Genomic DNA, 14,059 nt, shown 5'->3' with positions numbered 1-14,059 from the left:
ATTAAAAGCGGTAATTAACTTGGGCGGCAGCTAGGTAAGCTTTACCTGATGACGTTAAGCTGTCTTTCTCACCGACGGGTGTTTGCTCGATAAAATCAGCTTTTTTACTGTAAATATAAGTCACACCGAGATCAACAGAAAGAGCAGGGTTATAATGGTAAGTCACACCTGCTGAATACCAATAACGGTCGGTATCTGGAATACTTAGTGTTGCTTGTCCCGCTTGCTGATCAATGGCAAAGCCATAGCGTAATGTCCAAGTTGGATTGAGGGTGTAAGTTGTACCAACAGCCCAACGATAAGTATTTTTAAAGTTTTCTTTCTTAACAAAACAGCTGCCGTTAGCACATTCAGCACTGGTCGCTTTAATTTGTTTGAATTTATTGTATTGCGTCCATTGGACACTATAGCTAATAGCCCATTGTGGGTTTAGCTGGTGGAAGCCTGAAAACTCAGCTATCGCTGGCAGTGGTAGCTTAAGGTTTGCTGCAACAGTTTGATTGGGTTTGGATGTTGCTTGGCCCAAGTAGTCAGTAAAATGGCCATTAAAGTTGAGATCGACTTGTGAGCGGTAGCTTAATCCAAAACGGTTATTATTATCGAGTTCATATAACGCACCAATATTCCAACCCCAGCCCCAACTTGTGCCTTTCATATCGATAAGATTATGGCTTGGTGCGGCGTAAGATAAAGAGCCTAAACGACGGTTAAATTCTGCGGTGCCATAAACAAGACTAACACCACCACCAATACTTAATTGTGGTGATAGGCGATAAGCAATATTAGGGTTGAAGTTAACGGTTTCTAATGATGTTTTACCCGCTAAACTGCCTGCTTGCATCGCTTTTGGATAATCGGTTGTCACGCCATAATTACTGAAAATAGCTAAACCAACAGCGGTTTTGTCATTAAGCGGTTGAATGTAGTATGCCGCAGGAACAAAACTGACCGGTGAAATATCTTTTGCTGTTTCATTATGAGTGCGATCATCAATGTCAATTGATGGGTTGATAACACTAGCTACACCTGATATTTCAGCATGCTTAAACCGCGTCATTGCTGCAGGGTTACGAGCTAATACAGCAGCAGTATCTGCGACAGCTGCATCACCAGCATAAGCACGTCCAAGACCTGCAGCTGAATGTTCAGATACTTGATAACCGGCAGCATGCGCTTGGCTTGAAAGTATTGCTGTAATAATTAAGGCAATATTATTTTTATTAATGGACATTATGCTGTCTCTCTATAATTGCGAGTAGCTTCTTGCTGTTTCACCCGTCAATGACGGTAGGATTTTTAAGAGAGAGAAGTATAGTTATACCTCAAGAGAATAATAAGCAAAGATGGACAAATATCACAATAAAATGGTTTGTTTGGTTATACTTTGTTCATATTGATGGTTTATAGATGAATTTTGATTGATAAAATTGTTAAAGTATTTACTCTAATTTTGGCGATGTAAGCGATAAAGTTTTATATATTAGACGACGTTCACTGTATTTTAGGCGATGTTTACTGCGAATTTTAATCAAAAAAAAGGCCCTTTAAAAGGACCTTTATTCTCAATAATCGTGGTGATTATTTACTTTGCAAGTACTGTTTGTAGCCAAGGCCAGCCTTGCTTTTTACGGCTTAGTGTATTTTCCATCATTAATACGCCGTCAGTCGCATGGGTATCAAGAATGTGATTCCAATCACCAGTGTAAAGTAGGCGTGTAGTGCTGGTTGTGATGTCTGTTAACATCAATGCCGCCATACCAAGACCTTCTTCATCACAACGGCGCTGAAGATCAGCTTGAAGCTCTTCAATCATGCTATCAACTTGCTCAAGTGTCGCAAGTTCGATTTGACCAACAACAACGTCACGATCGTTGAAAGGGTAGCCTTTAAGGTCTTTTTCAACAAGTTGAGCTGCTGTTAAACCTGCGATATCAGTTTTAGCAATAAGAAGCGCTTTGATAAATGCTTCTAGATCTTGTACGTCAGCAATTTGAGCAAGCTCATGTACTGCATCTTTATCTTTTTGAGTGCATGTTGGAGAAGCAAAGCCTACAGTATCAGATAGGATAGCTGACATCATAAGTACTGCTAGTTCACGCGTGATCTCGTGACCTTCAATCTTAAATAAGTTGAATAGTACAGTACAAGTACAGCCGACAGGCCAGATCCATGCTTCCATTGGATTAATTGTCATTACATCACCTAGGCGGTGGTGGTCAACAATACCTACCACTTCAGCTTCAGCTAGATCATCAGGTGCTTGAGCAAGATCTGAGTAGTCAACTAGCCATACTTTCTCGCCAGCAACGCTTGTACGTAGCTCAGGAGCTGTAACACCAGCCATCTCAAGGATATGCAGTGTTTCACGGTTCATTTCACCTTGGCGAATTGCTGTCGCTTCAAGGCCACGAGCTTTAAGAAATGCTGTACAAACTAGTGCAGAACAAATGCTGTCACTATCTGGGTTTTTGTGACCTACAACTTGGATCATGATATTTCCTTTACTTTATCTGTAACAGCGCAGTGCTGTGTAACATATATAAGATGAACTTGATTCTTTATTGATTATACCCTGAAGACAGAGTGTTTTATAGGGATAAGCGTGATCAAGAACTTGGGATGGGGGAGGATTTTAGAGTATTTTGTAGAAATAACAATTAAGACAAACAAATAAAGGCGCGAGTGTCTAATCTCGCGCCTTTTTCGTTATTTGAAGATAAACTTTTTTAATTTACTGAGCTTATTTAGCTGCTTGCTCGATAGCAACAGCAACAGCAACAGTAGCACCAACCATTGGGTTGTTACCCATACCAATAAGACCCATCATTTCAACGTGAGCTGGTACAGATGAAGAACCTGCAAACTGAGCATCAGAGTGCATACGACCCATAGTATCAGTAAGACCGTAAGAAGCTGGACCTGCAGCAACGTTATCAGGGTGAAGAGTACGACCAGTACCGCCGCCTGATGCTACTGAGAAGTAAGCTTTGCCTGCTTCTAGACGTTCTTTTTTGTACGTACCAGCAACAGGGTGTTGGAAACGTGTTGGGTTAGTTGAGTTACCAGTGATTGAGATATCAACGTTTTCACGGTGCATAATTGCAACACCTTCACGTACATCATCAGAACCGTAACAGTTAATGTCACCACGTTGTGTTTTAGAGAAACGACGCTCAGAAACAACGTTTAGTTCACCAGTAACGTAATCGAATTTAGTTTCAACGTAGTTAAAGCCGTTGATACGAGCGATTAGGTATGCAGCATCTTTACCAAGACCGTTAAGGATAACGCGTAGTGGGTTAGTACGTACTTTGTTAGCATTTAGAGCAATTTTGATTGCGCCTTCAGCTGCTGCGAATGATTCGTGACCAGCAAGGAATGCGAAACATTGTGTTTCGTTGCTTAGTAGACGAGCGCCTAGACGACCGTGACCAATACCAACTTGACGTTGATCAGCAACAGAACCAGGGATACAGAAAGCTTGTAGGCCTTGACCTAGGAATTCAGCAGCTTCAGCAGCTGTTTTTGCGCCTTCTTTAAGTGCAATAGCTGTACCTAAAACGTAAGCCCAAGATGCGTTTTCAAATGCGATAGGTTGTGTTTCTTTAACGATGTTGTATGCATCAACACCATTTTCATTACAGAAATCACGTGCTTCTTCTAATGAAGCGAAACCATACTGTTCTAGTACTGGAGTAATTTTTGCAATACGACGATCAAAACTTTCAAATAATGCAGCCATGATGGAGTTTCCTCTAATTCGGTAAAAACAATTTCAGTGACGCTGTAACTCTTAAAAAGTTAAAATAAACGCGTCATTTACTTGTGTGATATAGGTCTATGATTACTCGTGACGAGGATCGATAGTACGAACTGCTTCATCAAAGCGACCGTATTGACCCATTGCTTGTTCCATAGCTTCAGCGGCTGGAACACCTTTACCGATAGATTCCATCATTTTGCCTACGTTTACAAAACGGTAGCCAATGATTTCGTCGTTGTCATCTAGTGCAATTTTAGTTACGTAACCTTCAGCCATCTCCATGTAGCGAGGGCCTTTCTCACGTGTACCGTAGTGTGTACCTACTTGGCTACGTAAACCTTTACCTAGATCTTCAAGACCAGCACCGATTGGTAAGCCGTCTAAAGAGAATGCAGTTTGAGTACGGCCGTAAACGTACTGAAGGAAGATTTCACGCATTGCAACGTTGATAGCATCACACACAAGGTCAGTGTTTAATGCTTCAAGGATTGTTTTACCAGTGATGATTTCTGAAGCCATTGCTGCAGAGTGAGTCATACCAGAACAACCGATAGTCTCGATTAGTGCTTCTTCGATGATGCCGTTTTTAACGTTAAGTGTTAATTTTGCTGCACCTTGTTGTGGAGCACAAGCACCAACACCATGGCTTACACCAGAAATAGCAATAACATCTTTAGGGCTAACCCAGCGACCTTCTACTGGAATTGGCGCTGACTCGTGCATTGGACCACGAGAGATAGGACACATGTTTTGAACTTCACTTGAGTATTGCATTGCTCTGCCTCATAGACACCGCAGTTAGGCAATAAGATAATACAAAAGGTATGCATTAGCGTATTGCTGTTAGCAGTGTAGAATTGATAATTCGTTATCGTGCAGATAATGTGACGAGGACTATATACGTTAACAACGCGACGTGTTTGAAACGAATATCGTTAGGTATTCAACAGAGAAATAACACGGTCCTCGACAATTAAAAGCCGAATGTTGTCAGACGTCATTATCCTTAAAGAAATTCAATAAGGCGGTTAAAGGAGGAACATCATCTCCCGCTATAAAGATAAATATCAAAGGATTCTTTATAGCAACAAAACTGATTATATTATCTATTTTGCTAATGAAATAAATATACGCTTTTTTTTGTATTCAATGTTATTTAAATTCTGGAAAAAAGATTTCAATTATGAAATCATTAACTGATAATTATTCTTATTATTAATTCGCGTATTTCATATACCTGGTTTTCAGTTAAGGTGTTGATATTTAATTGGTTTGTTTTTGCTCTCTAATATTCAAAAAACATATATAACAATATTGAGTTTAAATGTATTATTATTTAATCAATGTTAAATGATAATTGTTTTTATTAACTTATTGGAGAATGTCATTGCAAGACTTTATTTATAGTGATCAACTTTGTTTTCGAAATATAAATATTAATGTTCCGGTTAATTATGAACAAATAACCGACGGTTCATTGACGATTTATGCACGAGAAGTCGTTCATAAATCAAACCGTGATAAAAATTTACCTTGGTTAGTATATTTGCAAGGCGGTCCAGGCTTTGCTGCACCACGACCAGATGCCAATAGCGGCTGGCTAAAAACGGCATTAAAATATTATCGCGTACTTTTACTTGATCAACGTGGTACTGGCGCAAGTAGTGCCATTACTCATCAAACGTTAGCGGGAAAGTCTGCTGAGCAACAGGCTGAATACTTAACCCATTTTCGAGCTGATAACATTGTTCGAGATGCGGAGCAATTACGCCAGCATCTTGGTATTAAACAGTGGGCGTTACTAGGACAAAGTTTTGGTGGCTTCTGCGCATTACATTATTTGTCTTTTTACCCACAAAGCTTATCGCGAGTCTTTATTACCGGTGGCATACCATCGATAACTGCAACAGCTGATGAAGTGTATCAAGCGACCTATAAAAGAGTTGCGGATAAGAATAAAGCATTCTTTAAGCGTTTTGCTGGCGTACAACAACAATGTAATGCTATTGCTGAGTATCTTTCAAATAATCAAACTTATTTGCCAAATGGACAATTGTTCACTGTTGAGCAATTTCAGACTTGGGGTATAGGATTAGGGGGAACCGGGGGGGATCTAGCGATGTATTATGCGTTAGAAGATGCATTTGTCGATATCGAGGGACAACAACAACTGAGTTATAACTTTCTTAATACCATGTTGAATCAGCAGAGTTATCAGACCAATCCTATTTATGCTATTTTGCATGAAGCGATATATTGTCAGCAACAAGCTTCTGAGTGGGCAGCTGAAAGGGTGCGTTCTCAATATCCACAATATCAGTACCAAACGGGCAAAGATGTGAGTTTTACTGGTGAAATGGTGTATCCATGGATGTTTGATCAAATGACATGCCTACAACCATTACGTGAAGCTGCACATTTACTGGCACAAAAAAAGGATTGGCCGCAATTATATTGTCCGCAACAGTTAGCCAATAATAGCGTGCCCGTCGCCGCTGCAGTTTATGTTGAAGATATGTATGTTGAATACCAATATAGCTGTGAAACGTTGGCATTATTAGCAAATGCTAAGTCATGGCAGACTAATCAATATGAACATAATGGCTTACGTATTGATGGTGAATATATTCTAGAACAGCTTATTGCGTTAGCTGATACGCTTTAAAGTTAGATATAAAGCCAATAAGAAAGGTGTATTTATTTTGTCACTTAAGGTGAAAATGCAGCTTATTGGTATAAAATGTTATAATATAACATTTATATTTCTGGTACTAAGTGGTAATGTAACGCATTCAAAATTGATGTGGATTAATGATCCTGACCGATTTTTGATATAGTTGTTGTTAGTACCCTAATTTCGGTATTATTTAGTCATAATCAAATGCCCCTTTACAGCAGGGACATGAAGCAATGCTTAGGAAAAATATGGTAAATGTTAGGGCAAGAGTGCCTTTTAAAGTAGGTCTTAACAGCAATATCCCCGCTGAATTGCTTTCGTTCAATGGTCTTGAATCAGGCAAAGAGCACGTTGCTATTATTTTTAAAGGTGCAGATAAAACGCTGGCTCCTTTGGTTCGTATGCATTCTGAATGTTTAACCGGCGATGTGTTTCATTCTTCGCGTTGTGATTGCGGTGAGCAGCTTGATGAAACTATCGAAAAAATGGGCAATGTTGGTGGCATCATTCTTTATTTACGTCAAGAAGGGCGAGGCATCGGTTTATATAATAAAATTGATGCTTATGAATTACAGAGCCAAGGTATGAATACCTATGAGGCTAATAATCATCTTGGTTTTGGTGATGACTTACGTGAATTCTCTGAAGCAGCCCAAATGTTGAATGCATTAGGGACCAATGAAATACGTTTAGTAACTAATAACCCTAAAAAGATTTGTGATTTAGAACAACACGGCATTAATATTATTGAAGTTGTTGGTACTAAAGCACATGTGAAAGACGGTAATGAACATTATTTGAAAGTGAAGGCTTCGCACGGTAAACACCGCTTAAAGTTTGACTAACAGTAATAGCTTTAAATAGCCCCGTAGTATTTTTATTCTTAAAAAGTGAAAGTATTACGGGGCTTTTTTTGACTAAAAATGACTGTTATTCCTGCCATTTATTCAACATTAGTTTTTCTAATGCAATTGATAATAAACAATCGTGCGTGAAAGACAATATTCACTTGTTAGTTATTAAGCAGAAGATTATTATTTGCGCTTATTTTACAGGCATAGATACTATTTAAACGAACCCGCTTCGTATTTGATAGCAGAGATACTCTATTCTATATTTTTCTTCTTATTTAATATGTTGATTATTAATAATTAACTAACAATATTAATCTTTTTGAGGGTGATGGTTGTGATTAAGCAATCTTCGGCTAGTGGCATGAGTAAAGTATTACTTTTACTCATTATTTTGGTTGCTGTTGGGCAAATGACACAGACAATGTATGTGCCAGCAATTCCTGACATGGCAACATTTTTTTCTGTAAAATCCGCATACTTACAAGCAGTAATGGCTGTATACCTAATTCCTTATGGGTTATCACAGTTTATTTATGGTCCATTATCTGATCGTATCGGCCGTCGCCCAGTGATTATCTCGGGCATGGTTATTTTTCTTATTGGTACTATTGGTACATTATTATCATCAAATTTCCACTGGTTTTTAGTTGCGACCTTTATTCAAGGTTGTGGTACTGGTTGTAGTGGCGCAATGTGTCGTACAGTACCGCGTGATAGCTATGATGGTGATGATTTACATCAAGCGAATAGTTTAATTAGTATGGGGGTTATTTTATCTCCACTGATCGCACCAGTTTTGGGCGGCTACCTTGCTAAACATTTAGGCTGGGAATCAGTTTACGGATTTCTGTTAGTGTTTGGTGCAGCTGTTACTGTTGCAATGATGAAATATTTTAGCGAAACATTACCACCTGAAAAACGTCATGCAGAGCGTGTATTGGTGAGCTACCGTTATGTATTAAGTAATCGTCGTTTTCAAGGCTATGTTATTTGCTTAATCGCAACATTTGCAGGTATTGCAGTGTTTGAAGCATCAGCTGGGGTGTTACTTGGTAGTGTATTGAAATTAGATCCAATCACTGTAAGTTGGTTATTTATTTTACCATTACCTGGTTACTTAGGTGGGGCGTGGTTATCTGGCCGTTTAGTTCGACGTTTAGGTCTTGATCGCGTATTAGTTATCGGCATGATTGCATTAGTATTGGGTGCGATGACGATTATTATTCCTGGTTTTGCTGGCTTAGTAACAGTGACGAGCTTGATCGGCGGTGCATTTTTGTACTTTATTGGTACTGGTATGCTAGCACCCGTTGCAACGACTGCGGCAGTGCAACCTTTTCCTAATCACGCAGGAACAGCAGGGGCTGTACTGGGCGGATTACAAAACGTCGGTGCTGGTGCTGCAACATTGGCAGCATCATTTATGAGTGCACAAAGTCAATTTAGCTTAGGTGTTGTGATGACAGTAATGGCAATTATCGTGGTGATGAGTTTATGGTGGATCCGTTACAGTAAACAAGATACAACCATTTTGGCTCGCTAATCGTTTTAATTGTTAATCATAGTGTTAGTGCAATAAAAGGCGCGGAATATAACGTTCAAAAGAGTTCATCTCTCGTTGATAGTATATTCCGCGCCTTTTTGTATGGTTCAGCGTTTGAACTTAGTCACGCTTCCATAAAATATGACAACCTTTGTTCTCAGGATCGCGGCTGATCAATAAACGAGCGAAAACATCATCAAGTTCGTCATTTTCTTCATTAACTAGGCCAACACATACTTCTGCGTAAAGATCTTTATCAATTTCACAAGCAAGATGTTCTTCCCAGTCATCACGAGTTTCAACAACTTCAGCTGCACCACGATCATCAAATTGCATTGTAAATAATAATACGTCTGCTGGCTCTAAGTTATCCGCTGCCATTTCTAGAAAAATATCGTATGCAACGTCAATAACATCATCGTATGAAATAAGGTTTTCTGTTTCCATGATACTGATTGATCTCTATCTATGTATAGTAATGTTATTATACCCAAACCCTCGGAATATGCGATATTTAGCAGTAATGGTTGGTTTGAATGCACTTAGTATCGATAGGGGGGGCAATAAAAATAGGCTTTATAGATAAGTTAATGATAAAAAAGATAATAACTATCGTTAATCTTGTCGTTAATATAGGTAGATTATGTGATGAGTAGATGTTGTGGCTAAGTTTTTACCTTGTTTGGATAATCAAACCACTTTTCAATTAGATTTTATGCCATTGCTAGTGGCGGCTGTAACAGATTTACAGTCACAAGTGGAGACATTACACAGTATTTATCTAAATGGCAGTATCGCTTATCGACAGGCAACAAAGGGATGTTGTGATCTTAACCTGACAGTGGTGATAACTACGCCATTAACAGCGGTGCAACAGCATCGAATTACCGTTGTGTGTCAAAATTTACTGCAGCATTATCCTGTTGTTACCAATGTTGATATTACATGGTTATTGCTTGATGAAGTGCTATCTATCAGTGCAATTTTTAAGTGGGGGTTTTGGCTAAAACATTGCAGTGTCTGTTTATATGGTATTAATCTTGGTGAACAATTTGGTTATTTTGAGCCTTGTTGGGAGATCGCAAAAGTCTTTAACGATGATATCGCCGCTTTTTTAGAGACTATGCAGCAGCAAATAAGGCGTACAACAAGCATGGTTGAGTATCAAGTGTACTGTCGCCGTGCGGGTAAAAAAATGCTCAGAAGCTGCTTTATGTTGGTTGCATGTCGCATTGATGGTTGGGCTTATAGCGATCAACAGTGCGCAGATTATTTCTTAACAGTTTACCCTGATAAAACAACTGAGATTGAACGGTTATTTGTACTAATTAATGGTCCGGTAGTGCCTAAAAAAGCCTCATTATTTTTGTTATCGCAATGGGGTGGGTGGATTGTGAATGAGTTTAATCAAATTGAACGAAAGATAGGTTGACGCTGTTATTGTCATATTAAAGTAGATTGAGGTTTTTTTGCAGTCACATTCAACTGGGTTTGTATTAACTCGTCAAAGTCGAGATATTAAAGGACAAACGGAAATTGTTCTGTGGGTGAAAACGACCACCGGTCCTTATCGATTATCGATTGTTGGTGATAAACCGGTTCTTTTTCTCTGTGCTAGTCAGCAGCAGCAAGCCATGGAAATTATTCGCACGGCTAATATTGCTGTGCAATGGAAACCATTAGCCCTTAAAACATTTCAACATCAACAAGTCGTGGGTTGTTATAGCGACACCATCCGTGACAATCTTATTATCAGCAAATGTTTGCATGCTGAGGGCATTAAGCCGTTTGAAGCGGATATTCGATTGGCCGATCGCTTTTTGATGGAGCGTTTTATTCGCGGTGGCTTAATGTTTACTGGCGATGTTAAATCACGTAATGGTTACCATGATGTATTGTTTGCCAAAGCTAAAGCTGCTGATTACATTCCTGATTTAAGCTTAGTATCGTTAGATATTGAGTGTTCAGAAAAAGGCGTTTTGTATTCAATCGGTATGCATAGTGAGATGGATAGTCGTGTCATCATGGTTGGAGAACAGCCTACTGATTATCAAGCGAATGATGAGCTATTTATTGAATGGGTAACAGACGAAAAAGCGTTATTGTTGGCATTAGAATCATGGTTTATTGAATATGATCCCGACATCGTTATTGGTTGGAATGTGATTGATTTTGATTTTCGTCTATTACTGCATCGCGCAGAATGGAATAAGATTAATCTTCGTATTGGCCGAGGTAAACAAACACCTCATTATCGCCGCTCGACTCAAAATGCTAATCAAGGCTTTATCAGTATTCCTGGTCGTGTGGTGATGGATGGTATCGATACGTTAAAGACGGCGACTTACAATTTTCGTTCATGGTCCTTAGAAGCTGTCGCACAAGAATTATTAGGTGAAGGTAAAGCGATTCATAATGTGCATGATCGTATGGCTGAAATTAACCATATGTTTAAGCATGATAAATTATCGTTGGCCAAATATAACTTACAAGACTGTAAACTCGTCACGCGTATTTTTAAACATACCCATTTATTAGAATTTGCCATAGAGCGTAGCCGTCTTACAGGGGTTGAACTTGATCGTATTGGTGGTTCAGTTGCCGCTTTTACTAATCTTTATATGCCACAGTTACACCGAGCGGGGTATATCGCACCTAACCTTGAAAGTGAAAATTGGATAGCCAGTCCTGGTGGTTATGTAATGGACTCCAAACCTGGGCTCTATGATTCAGTATTGGTACTCGATTTTAAGTCACTGTATCCGTCAATTATTCGCTCATTTAGAATCGATCCGATGGGGTTAGTGGAAGGCTTATTATTAGAAGAGGGTAAAGCTGAACATCAAGCTATTGCTGGCTTTCGTGGTGGTCAGTTCCATCGAACTCGGCATTTTTTACCTAAAATGATTGAGTCTTTATGGGCGGCACGTGATCGTGCTAAACGTGATGGCGATAAAGCTTTCTCACAAGCGATTAAGATCATTATGAACTCGTTTTATGGTGTTTTAGGTTCATCAGGTTGCCGTTTTTTCGATCACCGTTTAGCGTCATCAATTACCATGCGTGGTCATGAAATTATGAAGTTAACCCGTGAGTTGATTGAAGCAAAAGGTTATGAGGTGATTTATGGCGATACAGATTCGACGTTTGTATCACTTAAAAAAAGCCATTCTCAAACAGACGCTAATATCATTGGCAATGTTTTAGTTGAGCATATTAACAACTGGTGGCAGCAGCATCTTCAGCAGCAATATGGGTTAGTATCAGCCCTTGAAATTGAATATGAAACCCATTATCACAAGTTCTTAATGCCAACAATTCGTGGCCAAGAAACGGGCAGCAAAAAACGCTATGCAGGATTAGTCTGGCGAGGTGATGTAGAACAAATGGTGTTTAAAGGTTTAGAAACTGTGCGAACCGATTGGACGCCACTGGCGCAACACTTTCAGCAAACACTGTATTCAATGGTGTTCCATGATCTAAATGTTGATGATTATATTCGTGACTATACCAATCGCACTTTGGCTGGGGAGTTTGATGATCAACTAGTGTATCGAAAGCGTTTGCGGCGTAATTTGGATGATTATCAGAAAAATATTCCGCCACAGGTGCGTGCTGCACGATTAGCAGATGAGATGAATACCAAATTAGGGCGGCCATTACAGTATCAAAATAAAGGTGCGATAGAATATATATTTACCACATCTGGTGCTGAGCCTATAGAGTATCGGCAAAGCGCTATTGATTATAATCACTATTTAGAAAAACAGTTAAAACCTGTTGCTGATGGAATTCTTATTTTTATTGGAAAGTCGTTTGATAATATAACTGCGCCACAGTTAGGTCTTTTTTAATAATAAAATAAAACGCGCCATATTAGGCGCGTTTCTATTTTAACAACGGTTATTTAATCAAAGTAAACGACACTCTTTACTGTATCAGTCGTTGCTAGAATTGGGTCGAAATTAATAACACCGCGGTTTTGAGTACAAATTTTATAGACATTATCACACTCAAAAATAGCTAAAATTTCATCATCAGCACGAAAAATCTCAGGAGGTAATTTTCCGACTTCACCGATACATTCAATGCCTTCATGGGTCCAAACTAGCTTTTGAATACGTTTGTCATTCGTAGGTGTCGGTGCTGAAACATGCTCTGCAATTGATGAGTAAACAGACTGTGCTTGATCAGTATCTTTAGCCAATGGTACAAAAAAATCCATGGTTCCCTCCAGTTAATACATTAATTATATAAGAGACAAATAATGTATTTAATCAATAAATAAATTGTTATCTACCGTGATAATGCTAATAACCTTAGCAGAACTAGTAACTAAAAAGCAACATAGCAAAACAACAAATAAGATTCTTAATAAACACATTGACTTAATATTATTAACATATCGAGTGGGTTTGTACGATTTAAATACAGTTGAGACAGAATATATTATGCTAAATAAATACAACAGGAATCGTTAAAGCGTGGAGTAATATGGAGCAACTGGACTTTTTTGATGTGCCAAGCCCTTGTGTTGGCTGTTGTCAGGTCAATAATCGAGGTTATTGCAAAGGATGCTATCGCAGTCGTGATGAACGTTTTTATTGGCAGCAAATGACGGCAGATCAAAAAATCAAGGTTATAAAATTATGTCGGCAGCGGTATGTGCGAATAATGCGGCGTAAACAAAAGCAAAATAATCCTCAAGAAGCTGATGCTCAATCACCTCAACAACCATTTATATTCGATGATTTTGAGAAAGGTGGGGTATAAAAAAAGCACTCCGTAGAGTGCTTTTTTGAAGAGTTTTATGAACACGCAATTAGATGCGTTTAAAGTCCATGTGCTCAACCTTTGGCTTGTACACGTGACGTTGGATGTCTTGAGGCTTAACCTTAACTTCCTGGCCATCGATTACAAGAACAAAACCTTCGTAGAACTCAGGCTTATCCATTTGGTTGATGATATCACTGTGCTTAAGAGTGATAGCTACTGGTGCAGCTTCGCCACCGTAAACGATTGCAGGGAAGTGATCAGTAAGACGTAGGCGGCGGCTCGCACCTTTACCAAGGTCTGTACGTACAGTTGCATTAAATTTCATAATCAATACTCTTTGATTTAATAATTCACTAAGTAATGCGACCTTACTTAGCGTCGTAAAACGAGCGCGCATACTAACAATCCCAATAAGGACATGCAAGCATATTAGGCATGATATGAGT

At 39.0% G+C, this 14,059-nt stretch carries 13 protein-coding genes and 1 riboswitch; of the genes, 6 read left to right on the top strand and 7 right to left on the bottom strand.

The features are described 5' to 3' along the window. Nucleotide 1: 1 nt before the first annotated feature. The 4 genes from PAND9192_RS04650 to PAND9192_RS04635 form a co-directional block, all read right to left on the bottom strand. Nucleotides 2-1,231: an outer membrane protein transport protein gene (locus tag PAND9192_RS04650; protein WP_087852745.1), complete on the bottom strand. Its 1,230-nt coding sequence runs from the start codon at nucleotides 1,229-1,231 to the stop codon at nucleotides 2-4. A 351-nt stretch (nucleotides 1,232-1,582) separates the two neighbouring features. Next, on the bottom strand, nucleotides 1,583-2,491 hold the full coding sequence (locus PAND9192_RS04645; RefSeq protein WP_087819894.1) for a manganese-dependent inorganic pyrophosphatase: 909 nt from the start codon (nucleotides 2,489-2,491) through the stop codon (nucleotides 1,583-1,585). Between the two features lie 249 nt (nucleotides 2,492-2,740). Continuing rightward, nucleotides 2,741-3,742, bottom strand: coding sequence for a GGGtGRT protein (locus PAND9192_RS04640; RefSeq protein WP_087852744.1), 1,002 nt, complete (start codon nucleotides 3,740-3,742; stop codon nucleotides 2,741-2,743). A 102-nt stretch (nucleotides 3,743-3,844) separates the two neighbouring features. Beyond that, entirely contained in the window at nucleotides 3,845-4,537 is a 693-nt protein-coding gene (locus tag PAND9192_RS04635) for an iron-sulfur cluster assembly scaffold protein (protein ID WP_060997528.1), read from the bottom strand. A 210-nt stretch (nucleotides 4,538-4,747) separates the two neighbouring features. Beyond that, a riboswitch (Fluoride riboswitch) is annotated at nucleotides 4,748-4,822 on the bottom strand. A gap of 322 nt (nucleotides 4,823-5,144) precedes the next feature. Here PAND9192_RS04635 and PAND9192_RS04630 point away from each other — a divergent pair. The 3 genes from PAND9192_RS04630 to emrD all read left to right on the top strand — a co-directional run bounded on the left by PAND9192_RS04630 (nucleotide 5,145) and on the right by emrD (nucleotide 8,837). Next, on the top strand, nucleotides 5,145-6,428 hold the full coding sequence (locus PAND9192_RS04630; protein WP_087852743.1) for an alpha/beta fold hydrolase: 1,284 nt from the start codon (nucleotides 5,145-5,147) through the stop codon (nucleotides 6,426-6,428). Nucleotides 6,429-6,688: 260 nt separating this feature from the next. Continuing rightward, nucleotides 6,689-7,285, top strand: coding sequence for a GTP cyclohydrolase II (locus PAND9192_RS04625; protein ID WP_087852742.1), 597 nt, complete (start codon nucleotides 6,689-6,691; stop codon nucleotides 7,283-7,285). A 337-nt stretch (nucleotides 7,286-7,622) separates the two neighbouring features. After that, nucleotides 7,623-8,837, top strand: a complete 1,215-nt coding sequence (gene emrD, locus PAND9192_RS04620) for a multidrug efflux MFS transporter EmrD (protein WP_087852741.1) — start codon at nucleotides 7,623-7,625, stop codon at nucleotides 8,835-8,837. 120 nt (nucleotides 8,838-8,957) lie between these two features. Here the strand turns inward: emrD and PAND9192_RS04615 are convergent, their stop codons facing one another. Next, complete coding sequence (locus tag PAND9192_RS04615; protein ID WP_036794328.1) at nucleotides 8,958-9,284, bottom strand: HI1450 family dsDNA-mimic protein; 327 nt, start codon at nucleotides 9,282-9,284, stop codon at nucleotides 8,958-8,960. A 214-nt stretch (nucleotides 9,285-9,498) separates the two neighbouring features. Here PAND9192_RS04615 and PAND9192_RS04610 point away from each other — a divergent pair, with 214 nt between their 5' ends. Continuing rightward, nucleotides 9,499-10,269, top strand: coding sequence for a nucleotidyltransferase domain-containing protein (locus tag PAND9192_RS04610; RefSeq protein WP_234998923.1), 771 nt, complete (start codon nucleotides 9,499-9,501; stop codon nucleotides 10,267-10,269). A 37-nt stretch (nucleotides 10,270-10,306) separates the two neighbouring features. Continuing rightward, the gene (locus PAND9192_RS04605; RefSeq protein WP_087852740.1) at nucleotides 10,307-12,691 is read left to right on the top strand and encodes a DNA polymerase II; all 2,385 of its coding nucleotides are present in this window, start codon (nucleotides 10,307-10,309) and stop codon (nucleotides 12,689-12,691) included. 53 nt (nucleotides 12,692-12,744) lie between these two features. On the opposite strand, the gene PAND9192_RS04600 is transcribed toward PAND9192_RS04605, so the two are convergent. Further along, nucleotides 12,745-13,062 (bottom strand): hypothetical protein, encoded by a 318-nt coding sequence (locus tag PAND9192_RS04600; RefSeq protein ID WP_087852739.1) that lies wholly within the window; start codon nucleotides 13,060-13,062, stop codon nucleotides 12,745-12,747. 269 nt (nucleotides 13,063-13,331) lie between these two features. On the opposite strand from PAND9192_RS04600, the gene PAND9192_RS04595 reads away from it, so the two are divergent. Beyond that, nucleotides 13,332-13,610, top strand: coding sequence for a DUF1289 domain-containing protein (locus tag PAND9192_RS04595; protein WP_087852738.1), 279 nt, complete (start codon nucleotides 13,332-13,334; stop codon nucleotides 13,608-13,610). 49 nt (nucleotides 13,611-13,659) lie between these two features. Here the strand turns inward: PAND9192_RS04595 and rplY are convergent, their stop codons facing one another. Beyond that, on the bottom strand, nucleotides 13,660-13,938 hold the full coding sequence (gene rplY, locus PAND9192_RS04590; RefSeq protein ID WP_060997591.1) for a 50S ribosomal protein L25: 279 nt from the start codon (nucleotides 13,936-13,938) through the stop codon (nucleotides 13,660-13,662). Between the last annotated feature and the right edge of the window lie 121 nt (nucleotides 13,939-14,059).

Origin of the sequence: Photobacterium andalusiense (genome assembly GCF_900185625.1) — a bacterium.
GTDB classification, from domain to species: domain Bacteria; phylum Pseudomonadota; class Gammaproteobacteria; order Enterobacterales; family Vibrionaceae; genus Photobacterium; species Photobacterium aquimaris.
This window is presented reverse-complemented; position numbering and strand designations above follow the sequence as displayed.

What these genes read in the sequence shown, in the direction of transcription:
- PAND9192_RS04650 (WP_087852745.1), bottom strand. Translation starts at nt 1,231, where the DNA reads ATGTCCATTAATAAAAATAATATTGCCTTAATTATTACAGCAATACTT.
- PAND9192_RS04645 (WP_087819894.1), bottom strand. Translation starts at nt 2,491, where the DNA reads ATGATCCAAGTTGTAGGTCACAAAAACCCAGATAGTGACAGCATTTGT.
- PAND9192_RS04640 (WP_087852744.1), bottom strand. Translation starts at nt 3,742, where the DNA reads ATGGCTGCATTATTTGAAAGTTTTGATCGTCGTATTGCAAAAATTACT.
- PAND9192_RS04635 (WP_060997528.1), bottom strand. Translation starts at nt 4,537, where the DNA reads ATGCAATACTCAAGTGAAGTTCAAAACATGTGTCCTATCTCTCGTGGT.
- PAND9192_RS04630 (WP_087852743.1), top strand. Translation starts at nt 5,145, where the DNA reads ATGTCATTGCAAGACTTTATTTATAGTGATCAACTTTGTTTTCGAAAT.
- PAND9192_RS04625 (WP_087852742.1), top strand. Translation starts at nt 6,689, where the DNA reads ATGGTAAATGTTAGGGCAAGAGTGCCTTTTAAAGTAGGTCTTAACAGC.
- emrD (WP_087852741.1), top strand. Translation starts at nt 7,623, where the DNA reads ATGGTTGTGATTAAGCAATCTTCGGCTAGTGGCATGAGTAAAGTATTA.
- PAND9192_RS04615 (WP_036794328.1), bottom strand. Translation starts at nt 9,284, where the DNA reads ATGGAAACAGAAAACCTTATTTCATACGATGATGTTATTGACGTTGCA.
- PAND9192_RS04600 (WP_087852739.1), bottom strand. Translation starts at nt 13,062, where the DNA reads ATGGATTTTTTTGTACCATTGGCTAAAGATACTGATCAAGCACAGTCT.
- PAND9192_RS04595 (WP_087852738.1), top strand. Translation starts at nt 13,332, where the DNA reads ATGGAGCAACTGGACTTTTTTGATGTGCCAAGCCCTTGTGTTGGCTGT.
- rplY (WP_060997591.1), bottom strand. Translation starts at nt 13,938, where the DNA reads ATGAAATTTAATGCAACTGTACGTACAGACCTTGGTAAAGGTGCGAGC.